18 protein-coding genes, 1 tRNA gene and 1 pseudogene are annotated in these 20,764 nt (G+C 65.3%); 6 read left to right on the top strand and 14 right to left on the bottom strand.

Features of this window, described 5'->3' with window-relative positions:
* Positions 1-3: 3 nt before the first annotated feature.
* A complete protein-coding gene (locus tag BT264_RS24000; RefSeq protein ID WP_072441713.1) occupies positions 4-1,563 on the top strand; it encodes a DHA2 family efflux MFS transporter permease subunit in 1,560 nt (519 codons plus the stop codon).
* 97 nt (positions 1,564-1,660) lie between these two features.
* Here the strand turns inward: BT264_RS24000 and truB are convergent, their stop codons facing one another.
* The 9 genes from truB to BT264_RS23955 all read right to left on the bottom strand — a co-directional run bounded on the left by truB (position 1,661) and on the right by BT264_RS23955 (position 13,865).
* Complete coding sequence (truB, locus tag BT264_RS23995; RefSeq protein ID WP_072441715.1) at positions 1,661-2,593, bottom strand: tRNA pseudouridine(55) synthase TruB; 933 nt, start codon at positions 2,591-2,593, stop codon at positions 1,661-1,663.
* Positions 2,594-2,606: 13 nt separating this feature from the next.
* Positions 2,607-3,005, bottom strand: coding sequence for a 30S ribosome-binding factor RbfA (gene rbfA / locus BT264_RS23990; RefSeq protein ID WP_034184029.1), 399 nt, complete (start codon positions 3,003-3,005; stop codon positions 2,607-2,609).
* 115 nt (positions 3,006-3,120) lie between these two features.
* Positions 3,121-6,057, bottom strand: coding sequence for a translation initiation factor IF-2 (gene infB / locus BT264_RS23985; protein WP_072441717.1), 2,937 nt, complete (start codon positions 6,055-6,057; stop codon positions 3,121-3,123).
* Between the two features lie 91 nt (positions 6,058-6,148).
* Entirely contained in the window at positions 6,149-7,624 is a 1,476-nt protein-coding gene (gene nusA / locus BT264_RS23980; RefSeq protein WP_034184027.1) for a transcription termination factor NusA, read from the bottom strand.
* A complete protein-coding gene (rimP, locus tag BT264_RS23975) occupies positions 7,624-8,082 on the bottom strand; it encodes a ribosome maturation factor RimP (protein WP_011351796.1) in 459 nt (152 codons plus the stop codon). The genes nusA and rimP overlap by 1 nt, the downstream gene beginning before the upstream one ends.
* A 459-nt stretch (positions 8,083-8,541) precedes the next feature.
* On the bottom strand, positions 8,542-10,296 hold the full coding sequence (rluB, locus tag BT264_RS23970) for a 23S rRNA pseudouridine(2605) synthase RluB (protein WP_072441718.1): 1,755 nt from the start codon (positions 10,294-10,296) through the stop codon (positions 8,542-8,544).
* A 60-nt stretch (positions 10,297-10,356) separates the two neighbouring features.
* A complete protein-coding gene (gene scpB / locus BT264_RS23965) occupies positions 10,357-11,412 on the bottom strand; it encodes an SMC-Scp complex subunit ScpB (protein WP_072441720.1) in 1,056 nt (351 codons plus the stop codon).
* 272 nt (positions 11,413-11,684) lie between these two features.
* Positions 11,685-12,887, bottom strand: a complete 1,203-nt coding sequence (locus BT264_RS23960) for a pyridoxal phosphate-dependent aminotransferase (protein WP_072441722.1) — start codon at positions 12,885-12,887, stop codon at positions 11,685-11,687.
* A gap of 75 nt (positions 12,888-12,962) precedes the next feature.
* Complete coding sequence (locus BT264_RS23955; protein ID WP_034184023.1) at positions 12,963-13,865, bottom strand: LysR family transcriptional regulator; 903 nt, start codon at positions 13,863-13,865, stop codon at positions 12,963-12,965.
* 429 nt (positions 13,866-14,294) lie between these two features.
* Between BT264_RS23955 and BT264_RS23950 the strand changes: the two are divergent.
* Positions 14,295-14,690 (top strand): annotated as a pseudogene (locus tag BT264_RS23950) (transposase); the annotation flags it as partial.
* Between the two features lie 202 nt (positions 14,691-14,892).
* Entirely contained in the window at positions 14,893-15,144 is a 252-nt protein-coding gene (locus BT264_RS40115) for a hypothetical protein (protein ID WP_072441770.1), read from the top strand.
* 196 nt (positions 15,145-15,340) lie between these two features.
* On the opposite strand, the gene BT264_RS23940 is transcribed toward BT264_RS40115, so the two are convergent.
* Positions 15,341-15,658: a hypothetical protein gene (locus tag BT264_RS23940; protein WP_006495354.1), complete on the bottom strand. Its 318-nt coding sequence runs from the start codon at positions 15,656-15,658 to the stop codon at positions 15,341-15,343.
* Positions 15,659-15,815: 157 nt separating this feature from the next.
* Between BT264_RS23940 and BT264_RS23935 the strand changes: the two genes are divergently transcribed.
* From BT264_RS23935 to BT264_RS23925, 3 genes are all read left to right on the top strand, one after another.
* Positions 15,816-16,532 (top strand): YdcF family protein, encoded by a 717-nt coding sequence (locus BT264_RS23935; protein WP_072441724.1) that lies wholly within the window; start codon positions 15,816-15,818, stop codon positions 16,530-16,532.
* Between the two features lie 220 nt (positions 16,533-16,752).
* Positions 16,753-17,034 carry a hypothetical protein gene (locus BT264_RS23930; RefSeq protein ID WP_072441725.1) on the top strand — a complete coding sequence of 94 codons (282 nt, stop codon included), beginning with the start codon at positions 16,753-16,755 and terminating at the stop codon, positions 17,032-17,034.
* Between the two features lie 136 nt (positions 17,035-17,170).
* The gene (locus BT264_RS23925; RefSeq protein ID WP_034184019.1) at positions 17,171-17,428 is read left to right on the top strand and encodes a hypothetical protein; all 258 of its coding nucleotides are present in this window, start codon (positions 17,171-17,173) and stop codon (positions 17,426-17,428) included.
* 41 nt (positions 17,429-17,469) lie between these two features.
* On the opposite strand, the gene BT264_RS23920 is transcribed toward BT264_RS23925, so the two are convergent.
* From BT264_RS23920 to BT264_RS23905, 4 genes are all read right to left on the bottom strand, one after another.
* A complete protein-coding gene (locus BT264_RS23920; protein ID WP_072441772.1) occupies positions 17,470-17,760 on the bottom strand; it encodes a putative quinol monooxygenase in 291 nt (96 codons plus the stop codon).
* Between the two features lie 545 nt (positions 17,761-18,305).
* Positions 18,306-19,514: an outer membrane protein assembly factor BamC gene (gene bamC, locus BT264_RS23915; protein WP_072441727.1), complete on the bottom strand. Its 1,209-nt coding sequence runs from the start codon at positions 19,512-19,514 to the stop codon at positions 18,306-18,308.
* A gap of 140 nt (positions 19,515-19,654) precedes the next feature.
* A tRNA-Pro gene (locus BT264_RS23910) sits at positions 19,655-19,731 on the bottom strand.
* A gap of 160 nt (positions 19,732-19,891) precedes the next feature.
* Complete coding sequence (locus tag BT264_RS23905; RefSeq protein ID WP_072441729.1) at positions 19,892-20,605, bottom strand: class I SAM-dependent methyltransferase; 714 nt, start codon at positions 20,603-20,605, stop codon at positions 19,892-19,894.
* Positions 20,606-20,764: the final 159 nt, after the last annotated feature.

The raw sequence follows: 20,764 nt of genomic DNA, 5'->3' as shown, positions 1-20,764 counted from the left end.
GAAATGGCACAGGCTCCTGTCTCCTACCCGCCCTTGCAGGGCGGGCAACTCGTGCTCGGGACGATCGCGGTGTCGCTCGCGGTGTTCATGAACGTGCTCGACACGTCCATCGCGAACGTCGCGATCCCGACCATCTCGGGCGACCTCGGCGTGTCGTCCGACCAGGGCACGTGGGTCATCACGTCGTTCGCGGTCGCGAACGCGATCTCGGTGCCGCTGACGGGCTGGCTGACCGACCGTTTCGGGCAGGTCCGCCTGTTCCTCGCGTCGATCATCCTGTTCGTCATCTCGTCCTGGATGTGCGGCCTCGCGCCGACGCTGCCGTTCCTGCTCGCGTCGCGCGTGCTGCAGGGTGCGGTCGCGGGCCCGATGATTCCGCTGTCGCAATCGCTGCTGCTGTCGAGCTATCCGCGCGCGAAGGCGCCGATGGCGCTCGCGTTATGGGCGATGACGACGCTGATCGCGCCCGTTGCCGGTCCGATTCTCGGCGGCTGGATCTCGGACAACTACTCGTGGCCGTGGATCTTCTACGTCAACATCCCGGTCGGCATCGCTGCCGCCGCCGCGACGTGGGCGATCTACCGCAATCGGGAGTCGGCCGTGCGCCGCGCCCCAATCGACGGCGTCGGTCTCGCGCTGCTGGTGCTGTGGGTCGGCTCGCTGCAGATCATGCTCGACAAGGGCAAGGATCTCGACTGGTTCGCATCGACGACGATCGTCGCGCTCGCGCTGATCGCGATCATCTCGTTCGCGTTCTTCGTGATCTGGGAACTGACCGCCGAGCACCCCGTCGTCGACCTGTCGCTGTTCCGGATTCGCAACTTCACGGGCGGCACGGTTGCGTTGTCGATCGGGTACGGCCTGTACTTCGGCAACCTCGTGCTGTTGCCGCTATGGCTGCAGACGCAGATCGGCTACACCGCGACCGACGCCGGTCTCGTGATGGCGCCGGTCGGGCTGTTCGCCATCCTGCTGTCCCCGCTCACCGGGAAGTATCTGCCGCGCACCGATCCTCGCTACATCGCGACTGCCGCGTTCCTCACGTTCGCACTGTGCTTCTGGATGCGCTCGCGCTACACGACGGGCGTCGACGAATGGTCGCTGACGCTGCCGACACTCGTGCAGGGCATCGCGATGGCCGGCTTCTTCATCCCGCTCGTGTCGATCACGTTGTCCGGCCTGCCCGGCCACCGCATTCCCGCGGCTTCCGGCCTGTCGAACTTCGTGCGGATCATGTGCGGCGGCATCGGCACGTCGATCTTCCAGACCGCGTGGGATCACCGCAACAACTTCCATCACGCGCAGCTGGTCGAGCAGGCGAATGTGTACAACCCGACGTTCAACCAGGCCGTCACGCAGATGGGCAATCTCGGGCTGACGCAGAACCAGGCGCAGGGCCTCATCAACAACCAGGCCACGCAACAGGCCGCGCAGCTCGGCGTGAACGACCTGTTCTACATCTCGGCCGTGATCTTCGTGCTGCTGATTGCGCTGATCTGGATCACGAAGCCCGAACGCACAGGCGGCGGCGATGCCGGTGCGGCAGCGTCGGCGGCACACTGAGCGCCGCCCGACACCGCGCCACCGCGCGCCAAACAAAAAGCCCGGTCGATTTCGACCGGGCTTTTTGTTGCTTCGACGGCGCGCTCTCGCCGCTGCGTCAGGCTGCCGTCACGACGAGCCGTTCCGGTGCGAGCACGCCATTCGCCTTGCGCGCCACGCCGAGCAGCCGCGCTGCGTCGTAGACGCGCACGCGCTCGCCATCGGCCGCATCGATCGGCCCGAGTTCCGACAGCGGCAGGCGCTGACCATGCAGGAACCGCTTCGCGCACGCGTCGTCGAGACGAACGGACGGAAACGTCGACAACAATGCATCGACCGGCTGGAGCCACGCATCGCGCGCCGACTCATCCGCATCCGACAGCGCATCGAGCGTCACCGCATGCTCGAGCGTCAGCGCGCCGACGCCCGTGCGACGCAGCATCGTCAGATGCGCACCGCAACCGAGCGCCTCGCCGATATCCTCCGCCAGCGTGCGCACATAAGTGCCCTTGCTGCAGGTCACGCGAAACGTCACGTCGGGCATCTCGCAGGCAAGCAGGTCGAGCGCATGGATCGTCACGTTGCGGCCTTCGCGCTCGACGGTCTGGCCCGCGCGCGCATATTCGTACAGCGGCTTGCCATCACGCTTGAGTGCCGAATACATCGGCGGCACCTGCACGATCTCGCCGGTGAAGCGCGCGAGCGCGGCCTCCACCGCTGCGCGGTCGCATCCGACCGGCCGTGTGTCGATCACTTCGCCTTCCGCGTCGCCGGTGGCCGTGCGCAGGCCGAGGCGCATCGTCGCTTCGTAGGTCTTGTCGGCCTCGAGCAGATCCTGCGAGAACTTCGTCGCCTCGCCGAAACACAGCGGCAGCAGGCCCGAAGCCAGCGGATCGAGCGTGCCGGTATGGCCGGCTTTCTTCGCGAGAAGCAGCCGCTTCGCGCGAATCAGCGCATCGTTGCTCGACAGGCCGACCGGCTTGTCGAGCAGGAGGACACCGTCCAGCGCGCGCCGGGGCACGCGCGGGCGTTGGGATGCTGCATTCGTCATAGGCCGGTCGAGTTCAGTCGTCCTTGGTCGGCGCGTCGGCTTCGTCGTCGTCCTTCGCACGCGTCGAATTCGCTTCCTTGATCAGGCGCGACATTTCTACGGCCTTCTCGATCGTCTGGTCGTAATGGAAGTGCAGCGTCGGCACGGTATGAATGTGCAGACGCTTGAACAGCAGGTTGTGCAGGTGCCCCGACGCATGGTTCAGCGCCTCCTGCGTCTTTTCCGGATCGCCGGTGAGCGCCGTGAAGTAGACCTTCGCGTGCGCGTAGTCCGGCGTGAGCTCCACGCTCTGGATGGTGACGATGCCGATGCGCGGGTCTTTGACCTCGCGCATGATGAGTTCGGACAGATCGCGCTGAATCTGGTCGGCGATCTGAACGTTGCGATTGGGAGAAGTCCGTTTCCTGGACATGATCGATCCGTGATCCGTTTATCAGGATGAAGCGGCGGGCCATTGTTGGCGCGCCACTATGAAAATGGGCGGGACAGGCCCAAGCCTGCCCCGCCCATGAGCCGATGCGCGACGGTTACAGCGTACGCGCGACTTCGGTCACTTCGAAGACTTCGAACTGGTCGCCTTCGATGACGTCGTTGAAGTTCTTCACCGACATACCGCACTCGAAGCCTTGCTTCACTTCCTTCACGTCGTCCTTGAAGCGCTTCAGCGATTCGAGTTCGCCCGTGAAGATCACGACGTTGTTGCGCAGCACGCGAACCGACGACGAGCGCTTGACGATACCGTCCGTCACCATACAGCCGGCGACCGTGCCGACCTTCGGTACCTTGAAGACCTGACGCACCTCGACCATGCCGGTGATGACTTCGCGTTTCTCCGGCGCCAGCATGCCCGACATTGCCGCCTTCACCTCATCCACTGCGTCGTAGATGATGTTGTAGTAGCGGATGTCGATGCCGTTCGACTCGGCCAGCTTGCGCGCCTGTGCATCCGCACGCGTGTTGAAGCCGATGATGACCGCCTTCGATGCCGTCGCGAGGTTGACGTCGTTTTCGCTGATGCCGCCCACCGCGCTGTGCACGATCTGCACGCGCACTTCGTCGGTCGACAGCTTGAGCAGCGACTGCACGAGCGCTTCCTGCGAACCCTGCACGTCTGCCTTGATGATGAGCGGCAGGTTCTGTACTTCGCCTTCGCCCATCTGCTCGAGCATGCTTTCCAGCTTCGCGGCCTGCTGCTTCGCGAGCTTCACGTCACGGAACTTGCCCTGACGGAACAGCGCGATTTCACGTGCCTTGCGTTCGTCCGGCAGCACGATCACTTCCTCGCCCGCACCCGGCACTTCCGACAGACCCTGGATTTCGACCGGGATCGACGGGCCGGCTTCCTTCGTCGGCTTGCCGTTCTCGTCGAGCATCGCGCGCACGCGGCCGTAGGCCGTACCCGCCAGCACGATGTCGCCACGGTTCAGCGTACCGGACTGCACGAGGATCGTCGCGACCGGGCCCTTGCCCTTGTCGAGCTTCGCTTCGATCACGATGCCCTTGGCCGGCGCTTCGATCGGTGCCTTCAGTTCCAGCACTTCGGCCTGAAGCAGCACGTTCTCGAGCAGATCGTCGATGCCGGCACCCGTCTTCGCCGACACCGGCACGAACGGCGAATCGCCACCGTACTCTTCCGGCACGACACCTTCCGCGACCAGCTCCTGCTTGACGCGCTCGGGGTTCGCATCCGGCTTGTCGATCTTGTTGATCGCGACGACGATCGGCACGCCACCCGCCTTCGCGTGGGCGATTGCTTCCTTCGTCTGCGGCATCACGCCGTCGTCGGCCGCCACCACCAGCACCACGATGTCGGTCGCCTTCGCGCCGCGTGCACGCATTGCCGTGAACGCCTCGTGACCCGGCGTATCGAGGAACGTGATGACGCCGCGCGGCGTATCGACGTGATATGCGCCGATGTGCTGCGTAATGCCGCCCGCTTCGCCCGCGGCAACCTTCGCGCGGCGGATGTGGTCGAGCAGCGAGGTCTTGCCGTGGTCGACGTGCCCCATCACCGTAACGACCGGCGGACGCGGCAGTTGCTCCGCATCGGTGGTCGTTTCGCCTTCGACGAGCAGCGCTTCCGGATCGTCCAGCTTCGCGGCAACCGCGCGGTGGCCCAGTTCCTCGACGACGATCATCGCCGTTTCCTGGTCCAGCACCTGGTTGATCGTGACCATCTGGCCCATCTTCATCATCACCTTGATGACTTCCGAGGCCTTGATCGACATCTTGTGCGCGAGATCGGCAACCGACACGGTTTCCGGCACGTGCACTTCACGTACGATCGGCTCGGTCGGCGCCTGGAACGACGATGCGCTGTCCTGGTGACGGCCACGGCCCTTCGGGCCGCCGCGCCAGCCGCGGTCGACGCCGCCGCTCGAATCGCCGCGCGTCTTGATGCCGCGGCGCTTCGCCGCGTCGTCCTGCCAGCCGCCCTTGCCTGCGCCCGGCTTCTTGTTGCGGTCGCCCGCGCCTGCCGGTGCCTGCGTCGTGGCCGGTGCTGCGCCGGCCGGCTTCTTCACTGCCGGACGCGCCTGCGCGCCTTCAGGCTTCGCCGGCTTGTGCAGCGTGCCCTTCGCTTCGGCCGGCTTCGGCGGCTCGACCGGCTTCGGCGGCTCGACTGCCTTGACCACGGCCTTGCGCGGCGTGTTCATCATTTCGCGGATCGCGCGCGCTTCGGCCTCGGCGGCCGCACGGCGCTTGCTGATCTCTTCCTGCTCGGCGCGCGCCTTGTCCGCCGCCTCGCGGGCAGCATCCTCGGCCTTCTTCGCCGCTTCGCGCTGCGCCGCACGTTCGGCAGCCGCACGGGCTTCGGCGGCCGCGCGCGCTTCGTCCTGCGCGGACTGCGCACTCGGTGCTTCCGGCTCGGCCGCGGCGGCCTGCTGCGCTGCCGCCTGCTGCTGCGCCGCTGCGGCTTCGGCCGCGGCACGCTTCGCCGCAGCTTCTTCCTCGGCGCGACGGCGCTCGGCTTCAGCCGCTTCCTCGCGAGCGCGGCGCTCGGCTTCCTCGCGCTCGAGGCGCTCCTGGCGCTCGCGCAGTTCCTGAGCCTGCTTCTCGAGCAGCTCGGCCTCGCGGCGCGCTTCTTCCTCGCGACGCTTCAGTTCTGCATCGTCGTCCGCTTCGGCGGCCTGCGCCTGACCCTGTTCCGCGCCATCGCTCACGTCGTCGCGCTTGACGAACGTGCGCTTCTTGCGGACCTCGACCTGAATGGTGCGAGCCTTGCCCGTCGCGTCAGATTGCTTGATCTCCGACGTATGCTTGCGGGTCAGCGTGATCTTGCGCTTGTCGCCGTCGGTTGCGCCGTGCGACTTGCGCAAATGATCGAGCAGACGCGCCTTGTCCGCTTCGGACAGCGCATCGTCTTCACTCGCTTTCTGGACGCCCGCTGCCTGCAGCTGTTCGAGCAGCACACCAGCAGGCATTTTCAGTTCCGCGGCAAATTGGGCTACGTTGTTACTCGCCATTCATTCCTCTTAGTGCAAGGACCGATTCCTTGCTGTTAGCATCGGGTCAGGCCATACGGCCGCCATCAAATCAGTGCGCCATGGTCATTTCTCACTGGAACCAGTGTTCACGTGCTTTCATGATCAACGCCTTAGCGGCATCCTCTTCCATCCCGGTCAGGTCGACCAGTTCATCCACTGCAAGCTCGGCGAGATCGTCTCGCGTCTGCACACCATGTTCGGCCAGCTTCGCGAGCAACTCCGGCGTGACGCCGTCGAGGCTCTTCAGATCCAGCGCTGCGTTCTCGACCTTTTCTTCGTTCGCGATGGCCATCGTCAACAGCGCATCGCGTGCGCGGTTGCGCAGTTCGTGCACGGTGTCCTCGTCGAACGCCTCGATTTCGAGCATTTCGTTGAGCGGCACGTACGCGATCTCTTCGAGGCTCGTGAAGCCTTCGTCGATCAGGATGTCGGCAACTTCTTCGTCGACGTCGAGACGCGCCATGAACAGCGCACGCAGCCGGTCGCGCTCTTCACCCTGCTTCAGGGCGGATTCGTCCGGCGTCATGATGTTGATCTGCCAGCCGGTCAACTCGCCGGCAAGGCGAACGTTCTGACCGCTGCGGCCGATCGCGACAGCCAGCTCGTTCTCGTCGACGACGACGTCCATCGAGTGCTTTTCTTCATCGACGACGATCGACTGGACAGCTGCCGGCGCGAGCGCGCCGATCACGAACTGGGCGGGATCCTCCGACCATAGCACGATGTCGATGTTTTCGCCACCGAGCTCGTTGCGCACGGCCTGCACGCGCGAGCCGCGAATGCCGACGCAGGTGCCGATCGGATCGATCCGCTTGTCGTACGCGATGACGCCGATCTTTGCGCGCACGCCCGGGTCGCGGGCCGCCGCCTTGATCTCGAGCAGGCCCTGCTCGATTTCCGGCACTTCCATCTCGAACAGCTTCATCAGGAACTCGGGCGCCGTGCGCGACAGCTCGATCTGCGGGCCGCGCGCGGTGCGGTCGACCTTCGCGATGTACGCGCGCACGCGGTCGCCCACGCGCAGGTTTTCCTTCGGGATCAGCTGGTCGCGGCGCAGCAGCGCTTCGACACGGCCCGATTCGACGATGAAGTTGCCCTTGTCGAGGCGCTTCACCGTGCCCGTCATGATCTTTTCGCCGCGCTCGAGGTAATCGTTCAGGATCTGCTCGCGCTCCGCGTCGCGCACCTTCTGCAGGATCACCTGCTTCGCGGCCTGCGCGCCGATGCGACCGAACTCGATCGACGGTACGGGTTCCTCGACATATTCGCCGACTTCGACGTCGGGCTTCTGCTCACGTGCTTCGAACAGCAGGATCTCGCGATCCGGCTCCTGCAAGCCTGCCTCGTCGGGCACGACGAGCCAGCGACGGAAGGTTTCGTGCTCGCCGCTTTCGCGATCGATATGGACGCGGATTTCGGCGCCTTCGTCGAACAGCTTCTTGGAAGCAGACGCGAGCGCAGCCTCGAGGGCGCCCAGCACCACATCCTTGTCGACGTTTTTCTCGCGCGCCAGCGCATCCACCAGCATCAACACTTCGCGACTCATTATTTGCGGCTCCTAAAGTCAACTTGCGGAATCAGGCGGGCTTTGTCGATATCGGCCAGCGTGAAATCCAGCATGGCCGCCTCGCCCTTCTTCCCTTCAAATTCCAAACCGATCGTTTCGCCATTCGGCGCGTGCAGAATGCCCCGGTACGTCTTGCGCCCGTCCAGCGGCTTTTTCAAGGTCACGGAAACTTCGCTGCCGGCGAAGCGCTCGAAGTCGGCCAGCTTCTTCAACGGGCGGTCGAGCCCCGGGGACGAGACTTCGAGCCGTTCGTAATCGATGTTTTCGACCGTCAAGACGTGCTGGAGCTGACGCGTGACCTTTTCGCAATCTTCGAGCGAGATGCCGGCAGGCTGATCGATGTAGATGCAAAGCATGCCGCGCCCGGTGCGCTCGAGATCCACCAGCTCGTAGCCGAGCCCGGTGACCGTGGTTTCTATCAGTTCCGTCAGTTGCACAGTGTCCTCTCAGGTGTTCGCGCCCGCCGCTCGCGATTCACCCGCGGGCGCGCGCCTTAGCCGGCGCAGGAAGCGCTACCCGAGATGCCTAACCGTTTCAGCAAAAAAAAATGGGCGGAACGCCCATCTTTCTTACTGGTGGTCGCACCTGAGCCGCACATTGAATCCGTACGCCCAGCGACTCCGCGATTATAGCGATTTTTGGCGCAAACGCCAAGCCAGCCGGTGAAAGCAGCGTTTCGACTGCCTTTACGGACCGAAAATGCGAAATCCGGCTACCCGATCAACCGGCGCAATCCGGCCGCACCGGAGATCGGGCATGCCGGCCGCCATCCAGCGGCACGCGGCATATATATACAGTCGCAATCAAAAAACGCAACGCGTCGCGCCGACAAAACCGGACGGATGCCGATCCTGCCGCACGTCGGCGGCTTTGTGCCGCCGCATGCCGCGAGACGCTTAGCGGCTGCGCGTGCGGCTGCGCTGCGGACGCGGGCCGCCGCTGTTGCCGGCGCCTTCGGCACGATTGCCGTTCGGATTGCGATTGCCGCCCTTGCTGCCGCCTCGCTTGCCGCCCGCCGGGCCCTCACGCTTGGGGCCCGCGCCGTACGACGCGCGATTGCCGTCGACATCACGGCCGCCGCCAGCGCGGTTGCCATCTCGGCCGCCGCCGCCCGAGCGGTTGCCGTCGCGGCCGCCGCCAGCACGGTTGCCGTAGCCCGACGGCGCAACCGGCAGGCTGCCGTAGCCGCTCAGGCCCGGCAGACCCGGCCCGCCACGACGGCCACCGCCACGGCGCGGCTGGTCGAGCTGCCCGTGCGTCGTCAGCACCGGCTCGCGACTGATGAAGCCCATCGACGTCAGCATCGGATCGGGCTGGCGGCGCTCTGCCTGGCCGGCACCGCCGCGCTTGCCTTTCTCCTCGGACGGCGCCTTCAGGCCGACGGTCGCCATCAGCTTGCGCACCTGCGCGTCGTCGAGTTCCTCCCAGCGGCCGCGCTTCAGACCGCGCGGCAGCGGGATCGGGCCGTGACGCGTACGGATCAGGCGGCTCACCATCAGGCCGGCCGCCTCGAACATCCGGCGCACCTCGCGGTTGCGGCCTTCGGCCAGCGCGACGTGATACCAGTGGTTCGTGCCTTCGCCGCCGCCATCGCGGATGCGCAGGAAATTGGCGGGGCCGTCGTCCAGCTCGACGCCGTGCAGCAGCTTCTGCCGGTTGCCTTCGGTGAGCTCGCCGACCACCCGCACCGCGTACTCACGCTCGACGCTGTAGCGCGGATGCATGAAGCGGTTCGCGAGGTCGCCCGACGTCGTCAGCATCAGCAGACCTTCGGTATTGAAGTCGAGGCGGCCCACCGCAAGCCATTTCGCCGTCTTCATCGGCGGCAGGCGGTCGAACACCGACGGACGGCCTTCCGGATCCGCATGGCTGACGATTTCGCCCGTCGGCTTGTGGTACAGCAGCACGCGCGGCGGCTTGTTCGGCAGCTTGCGCTTGACCGGCTTGCCGTTGATCCGCACCTGGTCGGTCGGCATGATGCGCTGACCGATGTGCGCGGGCTCGCCGTTCACCGACACGCGGCCGGCGACGATCAGCTCTTCCATTTCGCGACGCGAGCCCATGCCCGCTTCCGCCAGCACCTTGTGCAGCTTCGGCGCGTCGTCGTCCGGCGACAGCACGCGCTTGTTCGCCGGCTGGCTGCGGCCGCGACGCAGCATCGGCGCACGCACGCCGCTGCCGCCCGCGGAGTTGTCCGCGTCGAATGCGGGCGACGTCACGTATGCGAACAGTTCGTCCTGGGACGCATCACCCTCCGCCTTGGCCGAGCCGCCTTCAGCCTTCGGTGCGCCGCCACGGCGGCCTTGGCCGCCTTGTGCACCCTGGCCGCCCTTGGCAGCACCTTCGCGCTTGCCGGCCGGCTTGCGGCCGCCCTTGGCCGCGCCTTCCTTGCGCGGCGCGCGCGCGGGCTGCGCTTCGACGGCCTCGGCCGGCTGCGCGTCCGCGCCTTCGCCGCCCTGCGGCTCGCCTTCGGCGCCCTTCGACTTGGCCGCCGCGCGACGCCGCGCGATCAGGCTGCGCGGGCCTCGCCGCAGACCGCGGCGGGGACGCTCGTCGCCACCCGCGGCCGAAGCGTCCTGCTCCGGTGCATCGTCGGCACGCGCTGCCTGCACGGCAGGCGCGGACGATTCAATATCGTGGATATCTGTCAAAACAACCTCAAAATGTCAGGTCTCGCGCCCGGCGCGGGCGCGGCAAGAAGTTGGCCGCGTTCAGGCGCGACGCTGTTCGGGTTCTGCTTCGTCGTCCGGCAGCGCGTCGGCGCCGATGGGCGCACTGGCGCTTCGTACGGCATCGGCGAGACTGTCGGACGTGTCGTCCAGCATCTCGCCGTCCGCGGGACGGGAACGGGAGGCGTCGGCCTGGCCAACCTCGCCGGGCATGTCGCCGGCCGCTTCCGCTCCGTCTCCGGCAGCCGCTTCGGCGGCCGGGTTGCGATCTTCCTCGCTCCGATCCGCGCGCAACGGCTCGGGCTGCACATCGGTCGGCACTGCTTCGGCGCCAACCTGTTCCGTTTGTTCCGTTTGCCGGCGATCAGCATCGAGCGTATCGCGGTTCGGCATTTCCTGCGTCGACGCGACATCGGTCGCGACATCCCCCGGCAATTCGGCCAATTGGCCGGTAGACGCTTCATCCGCCTGCGCCTGCGGCACATCGTCTGTTGCGTCACCGGCTTGCGGCGTGTCGTCGGCAACCGGTACGCCGCCGTCGAAGTCCATTGCGTGCTGCGCGAGCAGCGCGGCCTCGATGTTCGCGGCCGGCTCTTCGAGCGCTGGCAGCTCGTCCAGCGCCTTCAGGCCGAGATCGTCGAGGAACTGCTTGGTCGTCGCATACAGCGCCGGACGCCCCGGCACGTCACGATGACCGATCACCTCGATCCAGCCGCGATCCTCGAGTTGCTTGACCACCTGCGTATTGACCGTGACGCCGCGAATCTCTTCGATGTCGCCGCGCGTGACGGGCTGCCGGTACGCGATGATCGCGAGCGTTTCGAGCACCGCGCGCGAATATTTCGGCGGCTTCTCGGGATGCAGGCGGTCCAGATAGTGACGCATCGCCGGCTTGCTCTGGAAGCGCCATCCGGTCGCCAGCGCCACCAGTTCGACGCCGCGGCCGGACCAATCCTGTTTCAGATCTTCGAGCAACGTGCGGACCGTGTCAGCCGACACGCCGTCGGCAAAGAGCTTGCGCAAATCGCCGAGCTTCAGCGGTTCCTGCGCGCAGATCAAAGCAGTCTCGAGGACGATCTTCGCCTCTTGGGTATTCATGCAGCTAGGCCAGACCCTGTGGTCAAACGAACCGGATCAACAAACAGACGAAAGGAACGGAAGACGCGCTCGCCCGATTCTGATCGGTCATATTGATGGGAGCACGAACCGGGGGCGGCGAACCAACTTCAGGCCAGGCCCAAACCGGACGGAACAGCACGGCTCAACGACGGAACCGCGTGACTGAGCGCCATATTACGCAAAATTGCCCGGTGCGTAAAGATGAGCAGATTGGCCCGCCGCCAGTGCGCCGCGCCCGCTCCGGCCCTGCTTCAGCGGGCAGCCGCGCCGCGCGCGAGGAACCGGCGCAGCCGCTCGACGCCCACGTCGAGTCGTGCCGGATCGCATGCGTAGCACCAGCGCACGAATCCTTCCCCCTCCGGGCCGAATGCCCGCCCGGGCGCAAGGCCGAGCCCCGCATCGCGCACCAGCGCCTTGCAGAACGCGAGACTGTCGGCCGCGCCCGGCAGGCGCAGGAACAGGTACATCGCGCCCGGCGGAGGCGGCACCTCGACGCCCGGCAGCGTCCGCAGCGCGGCGACCAGGTGATCGCGCGCTTCGCGCAGCGCCGCGACGAACGACCGCACGAACGGCTCGCCGTCCCGCAGCGCGACCTCGCCCGCTGCCTGCACGAAGCCCGGCGCGCACGACGTGTTGTATTCGACGAGCTTCGACAGATCGCCCATCACCGATGCAGGCGCAATGAGCCACCCCAGCCGCCAGCCCGTCATCGCCCACGCCTTCGAGAACGAATTCACGACAACGATCCGCTCGTCGCGCGATGCGATATCGAGGAACGACGGCGCGCCGCCGTCGCCGAACGCAAGCCGTTCGTACACCTCGTCGGCGACCAGCCAGATGCCGTGACGCCGACAATGGGCAAGCACGGCCCGCTGATCGTCGCGCGACATCGTCCAGCCGGTCGGATTGTTCGGCGAGTTGACCAGCAGCATCCGCGTATCGGGCGTCAGCGCGGCGAGCAGCCGCTCGACATCGAGCTGCCAGCCTGCGTCGCCATAGCCGAGCGGCACGCATTCGACCTGCGCTCCGAGGATCTTCGGAATCTCGACGAGATTCGGCCACAGCGGTGTGACCGCGACGACACGCTCGCCCGGGCCGACCAGCATCTGCGCGGCCAGCATCAGCGCGTTCACGCCCGAACTCGTCACGGCGACCGTGTCGGCCGCGGTCGCACCATGACGCGCGCTCACGTAGGCCGCAATCGCATCGCGCAACGGCGCGGTGCCGAGGTTGTGCGTGTAGAAGGTCGCGCCGTCGCGCAGCGCCGCTGCCGCGGCGCCGCGGATGAAATCCGGCGTCACGCGATCGGACTCGCCGAACCAGAACGGCAGCATGTCAGGCAGGCCGAAGCCGGCGTTCGCCACCTCCCGGATCAGCGACGGACGCAGCGCGTGTACCGCGGCGCGCGCCGCCGGCTCATCGGTCGTCGGGGAAAAACCTGCGGAATGCGTCATCGAGAACCACCGCCCAGGAACACGATCCGCGTAGTGTACCGGCCCGCAAGCCGGGCCGCGTCGCTTCCGCGCACGTCAGTCGAGGTCTTCCGCCCTCGCCGGCATCTGCCGCACGAGTTCCCAGATCGCCTGCGCCGCGGGCGACAACGACCTGTCGCGGCGACGCACCAGTTCGACCGTGCGCTCGGTGCGCGGCGTGAGCGGCCGAGCGACGAGTGTCGAGCCGGCCGGCAGCGGCAGCGACAGCCACGGCTGCACGCTCACGCCGACGCCGGCCTCGACGAGCCCGAACACGGTCGCCGAATGCCCGAGCTCCTGCATCACCGTCGCATTGACATGATGGGCGGCCAGCGCGGCATCGATCAGCGGCCGGCTTCCCGACGCGTGATCGAGGAGCACGAGGCGCTCGCCGTCCAGCGCCGTCCACGGCACCTCGGAACGCGCCGCGAGCGGATGATCGGCACGCGCGACGAGGCAAAACGAATCGGTCATCAGCGGTTCGCAGACGAGATCGGCGACCGTAAGCGGCCCGATCACGACGCCGAAATCGACTTCGCTCGACTTCACCTTGCGCAGCACGTCGCTCTGCACGTCGTCTCGCAGGCCAAGCGTCACGAACGGAAACTGGCGCTCGCACGATGCAACCACGCGCGGCATCAGCCTGCAGGCGATCGTCGGGCTCGCCGCGACGATCACGCGCCCGCGGCGCTGCTCACCGATCTCGCGAATCTCGCGCAGCGTGTCGTCAAGATCGTCGATCAGACGCGACACGCTCGCGATCAGGTTCGCGCCGACGTCGGTGAGTTGCACGTCGCGCGTCGTGCGGTCGATCAACTTCAGCCCAAGCTCGGCCTCGAGTTCTCGCACGCAGCGGCTGACCGCGGACTGCGTGAGTCCGATCTCGTCGCCCGCGCGACTGAAGCTCTTGAGCCGCGCTACCTCGATGAATACGCGAAGCTGGCGCAGCGTGACGTTCATCTCCTGACCTCATCAATCGTCGATATCGATGCACGATTTTAATGCGCGACCGGCTTCGACGTACGAATCCGGCACCGGCCGCACATGTTTCGCTGCGGTGCAATACACAAGCAAACGCACGCAGCGCGGGCGAACTGCACAAGATTGGTGATTGTCCCGATTTGCTGGCGGGTTATTTTGGCGTCTTATACGCCCCTAGCTGACTTAGCCGTTAGCTCGCTGCCAAGCGGCTCTCGAGGGATTCGCCTCCGACGTGGCACGCTTCGTGCATTACCTGGCGCACAGGGCGTAGGTTTCGTCGGATGGAAAGGCAGAAACGCCGCTGCCGGCCAACCGGACGCCCCCACCCGGCACTCGACGATCGAGTGCTTGAAGAGTGCGCGGCGCAGGGCAGCGCACCGGAGTTAGCTTCGCTGAGGTGAGGACATGATGCTGTTCGACGATTTGAGAGATAACGAGTGGGCGCTGGTCGAAGGTCTGTTTTGCTCGGAACCCGCACGGAGTGAACGGCGCGGCCGCCCCCGGGTGGAAGCACGCTCGGTGGTAAACGCCGTGTTGTGGGTGCTGTCGACGGGTGAAGGCTGGTCGAAGCTGCCGGGCCGCTATCCGTCGCCGCCGACCTGCCGCCGTCGCTTCGACGAATGGCAGGCAGACGGCACGCTCGCCGAAATCGTGAAGCGACTCGGCACGAGCGGCCGGCAGATCTCGCTGCGCGGGCGCATCGGCGCGAGCGCCGCGAAGCCGCCCGCACCGCCGAGCCGCGACCGTCTGCGCGGCGCCTTCTGGACCAATCCGGAATCCTGGCGCGCCCCCGTCAAGATGGCGTAACGAATGCTCGATCGGGCGGCTTCGGCCGCCCGGTTTCTTTCCGCGACGCGATCTTTTCGCGACGCCTGCGTTGCTGTCGAATACCGTTGTCGTGCCGCGATACAACTATTTACCAATATTTACAGCAAGCCTGCACTCCCACGCTTACCTTAGCGAAATATCAACAGGCCGCGCCGACGGCTTGAAGGGAGCCCCCGCCATGAAACCAATGTCACTGCTTGTCGCATGCGGCATTGTCATTTCCCTGGCGCTGACCGCTCCAGTTCACGCCGACGATCGCGCGAAACCGCCTCATCGCCAGCAGGATCACCGCAATACTCTCCGCCAGCCGCCGTCTGCCGCCCCGTCTGGCCGGCAAACCGTGCCGCGCGGCGACCTGCGCGGCGATATCGCCAGCAATGCGCGGGCGCGCATCGGCTCGCAGCCGTCCGACATGCCGCGTCATCCGTAGTCCTGCCAATTCAGGATATCGCCGAAGAAAATGGCCGCTTTCGGGAACTGCGCCGCATGCGACGAGTCACATCGTTGCCATGAGCACAGCGTGGCAACAGCAAAAGTATCCGGTACGCCCGTATCCTCGCGATACGGGCTTTTTTTTGACGTCGCCGGCTTGCGCGGCGACGCCCGAAGCGGGATGGTCTGCGCCGCTACAGGCGGCTTTCGAGAATCGCCACGGCGCTGGCTTCGCTCAATGCGTAGTCGTCCATGCGGCGATCGGTCCAGGAAAGTAATTTCTCGTCACGCTCGAGGCGCGAAAATTCGGCTCGACCACTGTCGGTCAGCACGGCGATGTCCACCGGTGCGTGAAAACCCGGCGCCGGGGCAACGGTCTTCTGCCTGACCGTGTCCATCAGCCCGAGCGAACGGAGATACTCGAACACGCCCGGGCGGCGTGCCCACGGTACCTGGCGGTACTGCACTCGTCTCAATGCGTCGAGCACCGCTTCGTTGGAATACGTGGCCATCTCGATTCTTTCTTAAAGTGCAGCGACAATGCGAAGCGGTGCGCCGGGCAGGGTCTCCGCCCGCCGATACCGCCACCGATTCTGGAGGCCGACGTTCGGCGTCGCTTCAGGGCCGGATCGTCAGCCGTCCATAAAAAGACACCATACCCCAATCAAATTGATTCTGTTCGATTCATTTGTACTTCTCTTCATCTGTTTCATGCTCTGCCGCAAGCGGCGACGAGTCATCTCGATCGCCGCCGTTGCGCTGTTCTGGCTGCTCGCGACAGGCTGGCTCACCGCGCCGCTGATCGCGTGGAGCGAGGCGGGCGTCGTGCCGGTCGAGCACCCGGACATGCATGGGCGAACCACGCTGATTCTCATCGGCACCGGCACGCACCGCACCGACTCCGGGCTGCAACCGCCGCCCGATGGCATTGCGCGCATCCACAAGGTGGCGGCACTTTATCGCGTGTGCCGGCAGCAGGCCGAGCGCTGCACCGTATTGATGTCGGGCGGCGACCCGCAGCATCATGGCGAAACCGAGGCGGCCGTATACGGACGCCAGCTCGTCGCGGAGGGCATCGCCCCCGGCGACCTCGTTCTCGAACCGAACAGCCGCACAACCTACGAAAACGCGAAATTCACTGCGTCTATACTACGCCCACAGTATGACGACGCACGCATTCTCGTCACCTCGTCGTACCAGATGCGCCGTGCCCTGCTCGATTTCCGCCGATTCGGCATCGATCCGCAGCCCGTTTATGCAAATCGCCGGCGCGCGCAAACGGGCTGGCTGCCACGCTGGCGCAATGTGGCCAACGCCGAGCAGGCGCTGCACGAGTTGGTCGGCATCGCGCAATTCCACGTCTACCGATGGCTCGGGTGGTTCTGACAACTGCGCGGAAAGGGGAGCGGAATGGCAGTACTGCCCAGGATGGCAGGCGCGTGACGAAGTGCGCGAAGTGTTGCGCGACTTCAACGCGGCCTTGCGTCGCGCCAAGATCCGGTGCACATTGATCCGTCACTTTTGTTACACTCGACACGCACTCGTTTGCAGTCGCCAGACAAAACGGCAACATTCGGGTTCATCACCACTTAGCGGAGGTAAAGCAATGAAGAAGACGTCCCTGGCTATCCTGGTAGCGATGTCGGCGCTGACTGGCGCAGCGTATGCGCAAGAGAGCACGGAAATCAAGACCATTACCGATCCGGCCAAGATCTCCGAGATCGAGCAGCGCGCACAGGCGCTGCAGCAGCAACAAGCGGCTGAAGCCGCTCAGCCGGCGATGCAGGAAGAGCATCACGGCAAGAAGGCTGCTCACCACAAGGCTGCTGCGAAGAAGGCCGGCAAGAAGGCTGCCAAGGCCGCTCCGGCAGAAGCTGCCAGCCAGTAAGTTCGGCGATACCGCACAAGCGAAAAGCCGAATCCGGGCGACCGGGTTCGGCTTTTTTGGTTGCGGTGCCCGCGCGCTGTGCTAAAGTCGCGCACCGAAATTTTCCACCCGTGCGCACCCCGGTGCGGAGGACAGCATGAGCAACATTCAACTCGACATCGAGTGGACCGAAGCCGCCACTCGCCAGATCAAGCAACTGATGCCCCGCGGCTCGGCCGACGCATTCCTCGCGCTGCCGCCGATCGAGTGCCTGCCGATGGAGGGCGACGTGCTTTTCCTCGGCCCGCAAGGCAAGCAGCAACCGTTCATCGTCGCCGAGCGCCAGTATCATCACGACGGCGACGCCGACTGGACGATCATCCTGATCCTCGACGTACCCGGCACGTCGCACTGACGCGCTACTGCGACCGGACACGTCCGGTCGCCCCACCCTGCTCAGACGAGCTTCGACAGCACGCGGATTTCGGAACTTTCGATCCAGTCCGCGGCCGCTTCGCGATAAGCGAGAATGTGCGCGGAACGCGCATGGGCGGCCAGCGCCTCCTCGCTCTCCCAGTGCTCGACGAACACGAACCGAGCGGGCTCCTTCAGATCCCGGTGCAGGTCGTACTGCAAGGCACCGGCTTCGTTGCGGGTCGGCTCGACGATCCCTTCGAGCACGGTGCGCAGCTTGTCCTCGGCGCCCGGCTTCGCGACGATCAGCGCCACGACTGCAATTTCCGCCATTCCCGACTCCTTCATCCAGAAAATTCCGAGAATACGCGAATCACGCATCATGCATCGGCCACGCCGATGCCGCACTACACGACGGCCAAAAAAATAGCCCGCGCTTCGGAGAAGCGCGGGCGAAACCGTCGCCCTACGAGGATAGGCGACGGGGCCATCGAGATCCGCGCGTTGGCGCACGGATCGTCATCAGTTGCGCCGGCACTTGTCGTGCCGGCATTTGAAAACGTCGAGACCGTTGATCGAGCGCTCGCGACGCTCGCCCGGCATCTGACGCCATCCTCCCTGCTCTAACGATTCCAACATATAAAGCAGTTTGCGTGCCAAGCATCGAACACCGGCCATACCGTTGATTCATAAGGACAATTTTTCGGTCGACAACAATGTGACACGCGTTCTGCCGCCGTAACGCACGGATGTTACGTAACGTCACGATGGGGGACCGAACCTCTCGCACATGCGCGCGCAAGCCGCACGCCGGCGAGCGGCCATAAAAAAAGCCCGCCGAATGGCGGGCTTCGCACGGATGCGGGGAAACGTCGGGATCAGCGGAGCTGATTCACGAGCAGCCCCATGATCTGACGAGCTGGCGACGACGTGTCGATAGAACCCGAATCGTCGACGACCGCGACGCGCGTCTGGTCGGCCGTGAGTGCCTTCACGTTGACGCGGTACTGCTTCGCCTGCTTTTCCTTCTTGCCGTGGAACAGCTGGCTCCAGAAGCCCTGCTCGGCCGAGCTCAGGTCCTTCGGATCGACATAGCGCACGAAATACAACCCCTTCGAGCGATCGCGATCGTCGACCGTGAAGTTCGCGCGATCGAGCGCGAGACCGACGTGCAGCCACGATCGGTCGTACGGCTCGCCGAGCGTGACTTCGGACGGCACTGCCGCGTCGGCCGCATCGTTACCCTGCGCCGACGTGCGCGAGACGTTCTGCGCGGCGATCGCGGCGGCAGCCTTCGACGATGCGTCAGCGTCGGCCTTCTTGTCCTTCGGCACCTCGTTGTCCTTGATGTTCGCGATCGGCGGCTCGCCGTTCTTCGCACGCTGCTCGTTCTGCGCGAGCACGGCCATCAGCCGCTTCAGGTATTCGGTCTCGAGTGCCGGATCGTTCGGCTTCGGCTCCCACTTGCTCGAATCGTTGTTCGCGCCGGTGATCGCCTCGCGCATCCCCTTCTGGCTGATGAACACGTAGGTGCCGCCGCTCGGTGCCGAATCGAGACGCGTGCGGTACTTGTTGCGCTCGGCCGTCACGTACGAGTTGCCCATCGCCTTCGAGATCACGCTGCGGATCAGGCCGTCGTTGATCTGCGGATGGGTTTCGTTCCAGTCGGTTTCCATCACGCCCTTGTCGCGCTGGTCGACGACGAGCAGGAAGCCCTGCTCCTGCCAGAAACGACGCACCTGCGGCCAGATGGCGGCCGGCTGCTTGCCGTCGATCACGAGCCAGCTCTCGGTGCCGTCGCGCTGGATATGCATGCCGGCCACGGCTGGCGCGACGGTGTCCAGCGCAGGCGCCGCCTGCTGGACCTGCTGAAGCGCAGACAGGGAAGTCGCGCCGCCCTGGGGCGGCAGCGAACGCTGATCGGCCGTCTCGTCGAGCATGTTGGGCGGCACTGCGAGCGACGCTTCCTTCGATTTCGAATCGCTCTTGTAGTCCACTTTCGTGGGCGACGACGTACCGCAACCGGCGACGAGCGCGCCAGTGGCGAGCACTGCAGCGAACCGCATGGTAAGACGAAGATCAGTCATGTTCGGGGAATCCTCTTCCGCTAAATCACGGCGCTTTCCGTGGATCAACCTTGCATTTTACCGGGGCCGCGCCGCGATGTGCAAAAAAGCGACCGGCAAGAAAAAACCCGCGTCAGCATGAACTGACGCGGGTTCTTGTCTGGTCGGGGCGAGAGGATTTGAACCTCCGACCACCTGCACCCCATGCAGGTACGCTACCAGGCTGCGCTACGCCCCGAAAGAAGAAAAGTATAACAGACACTTTTCCGATTTAGAATCGGGTCGCATGCATTTTGTGAATGTTCTTGTGAAATTTTTTGGCGTGCCGGTGTCGATACGAGTGAAGCCGCGCACGCTGGCGCGATCTGCGCTCCCATTGCACGGCGGCCGCATCGCATTCACCGCTTGCGCGCAACGCAGATGACCGTCAGGCCGGCAACGCGGTTGAACCGGAACATCGGCAACTCGACGCGACAGATCGTCTTGAGCAAGCCGTTGACGAGCGGATGGTGCCGGCGCAATTGCGACGCCGGCTCGCGCGGATGCCGACGCGCCCGCTCGCCCAGCCGCAGCGCTGCCGCGAGCGGAAACGTGAGGCCGAAGTAATAGGCGCCGCGCTCGACGTCGAGCCCCGCACGACGAACCACATCCTCGAGACCGCCGAGCGTGTACCTGCGCTTGTGCTCGAGAAAATCGTCATGGCCGCTCCAGAGGAACTGGAACGCGGGAACCGTGATCAGGAACCGGCTGCCCGGAGGCGCCCCCTTCACATACTGTGCCAGCAGCCCGACATCGTCGTCGACATGCTCGAGCACGTCCATCAGCAGAACGAGATCGGCATCGAATCGCTCGACGGACCGCCGAAAGTGGATGGGTTTGCCGGTCGTCTCTTCGTCGGTATCGTCGGCGTAGCTCGTATCGACACACCACGCTTCCGTCGCCTGCGTGCGTTCGAGCAAGTGCTTCGAGAAGAAGCCGGAGCCTGCACCGACGTCGAGTATCCGGTTCGCGCCCGCCCCGCCCAGGAACCGACGGATCGCGCTCGCCTTCGACGCGTAGTACCAGTGATCGCCCACACCCGCACCCAATACGTCGACTTCCTTCAGATCCATGACGCTTCCCCGTGACGGCCAAGTGTTTTGATCCGTACAGCCATAAAGCTGATCTTACCTCGCCGTTGCCGCCGATCGTACCTGTCGATGCTGCACGACCGGGAAGGATCGCACGCTTGCCTCGACCGCCCCGACCGACGCGTCGCGAATCCGCTGAAA

Source organism: Burkholderia sp. NFPP32, from assembly GCF_900119325.1.
GTDB classification, from domain to species: Bacteria; Pseudomonadota; Gammaproteobacteria; order Burkholderiales; family Burkholderiaceae; genus Burkholderia; species Burkholderia pyrrocinia_C.
The sequence above is the reverse complement of the archived record's forward strand: the minus strand, read 5'-3'. Positions and strand labels throughout refer to the sequence as shown.

Excerpts from the sequence above, each read along its gene's own strand:
- scpB (WP_072441720.1), bottom strand. The coding sequence starts at position 11,412 with ATGAATACCCAAGAGGCGAAGATCGTCCTCGAGACTGCTTTGATCTGC.
- BT264_RS40115 (WP_072441770.1), top strand. The coding sequence starts at position 14,893 with ATGAAACCAATGTCACTGCTTGTCGCATGCGGCATTGTCATTTCCCTG.
- BT264_RS23940 (WP_006495354.1), bottom strand. The coding sequence starts at position 15,658 with ATGGCCACGTATTCCAACGAAGCGGTGCTCGACGCATTGAGACGAGTG.
- BT264_RS24000 (WP_072441713.1), top strand. The coding sequence starts at position 4 with ATGGCACAGGCTCCTGTCTCCTACCCGCCCTTGCAGGGCGGGCAACTC.
- BT264_RS23905 (WP_072441729.1), bottom strand. The coding sequence starts at position 20,605 with ATGGATCTGAAGGAAGTCGACGTATTGGGTGCGGGTGTGGGCGATCAC.
- BT264_RS23930 (WP_072441725.1), top strand. The coding sequence starts at position 16,753 with ATGAAGAAGACGTCCCTGGCTATCCTGGTAGCGATGTCGGCGCTGACT.
- BT264_RS23925 (WP_034184019.1), top strand. The coding sequence starts at position 17,171 with ATGAGCAACATTCAACTCGACATCGAGTGGACCGAAGCCGCCACTCGC.
- infB (WP_072441717.1), bottom strand. The coding sequence starts at position 6,057 with ATGGCGAGTAACAACGTAGCCCAATTTGCCGCGGAACTGAAAATGCCT.
- BT264_RS23920 (WP_072441772.1), bottom strand. The coding sequence starts at position 17,760 with ATGGCGGAAATTGCAGTCGTGGCGCTGATCGTCGCGAAGCCGGGCGCC.
- rbfA (WP_034184029.1), bottom strand. The coding sequence starts at position 3,005 with ATGTCCAGGAAACGGACTTCTCCCAATCGCAACGTTCAGATCGCCGAC.
- truB (WP_072441715.1), bottom strand. The coding sequence starts at position 2,593 with ATGACGAATGCAGCATCCCAACGCCCGCGCGTGCCCCGGCGCGCGCTG.
- BT264_RS23960 (WP_072441722.1), bottom strand. The coding sequence starts at position 12,887 with ATGACGCATTCCGCAGGTTTTTCCCCGACGACCGATGAGCCGGCGGCG.
- BT264_RS23955 (WP_034184023.1), bottom strand. The coding sequence starts at position 13,865 with ATGAACGTCACGCTGCGCCAGCTTCGCGTATTCATCGAGGTAGCGCGG.
- bamC (WP_072441727.1), bottom strand. The coding sequence starts at position 19,514 with ATGACTGATCTTCGTCTTACCATGCGGTTCGCTGCAGTGCTCGCCACT.
- nusA (WP_034184027.1), bottom strand. The coding sequence starts at position 7,624 with ATGAGTCGCGAAGTGTTGATGCTGGTGGATGCGCTGGCGCGCGAGAAA.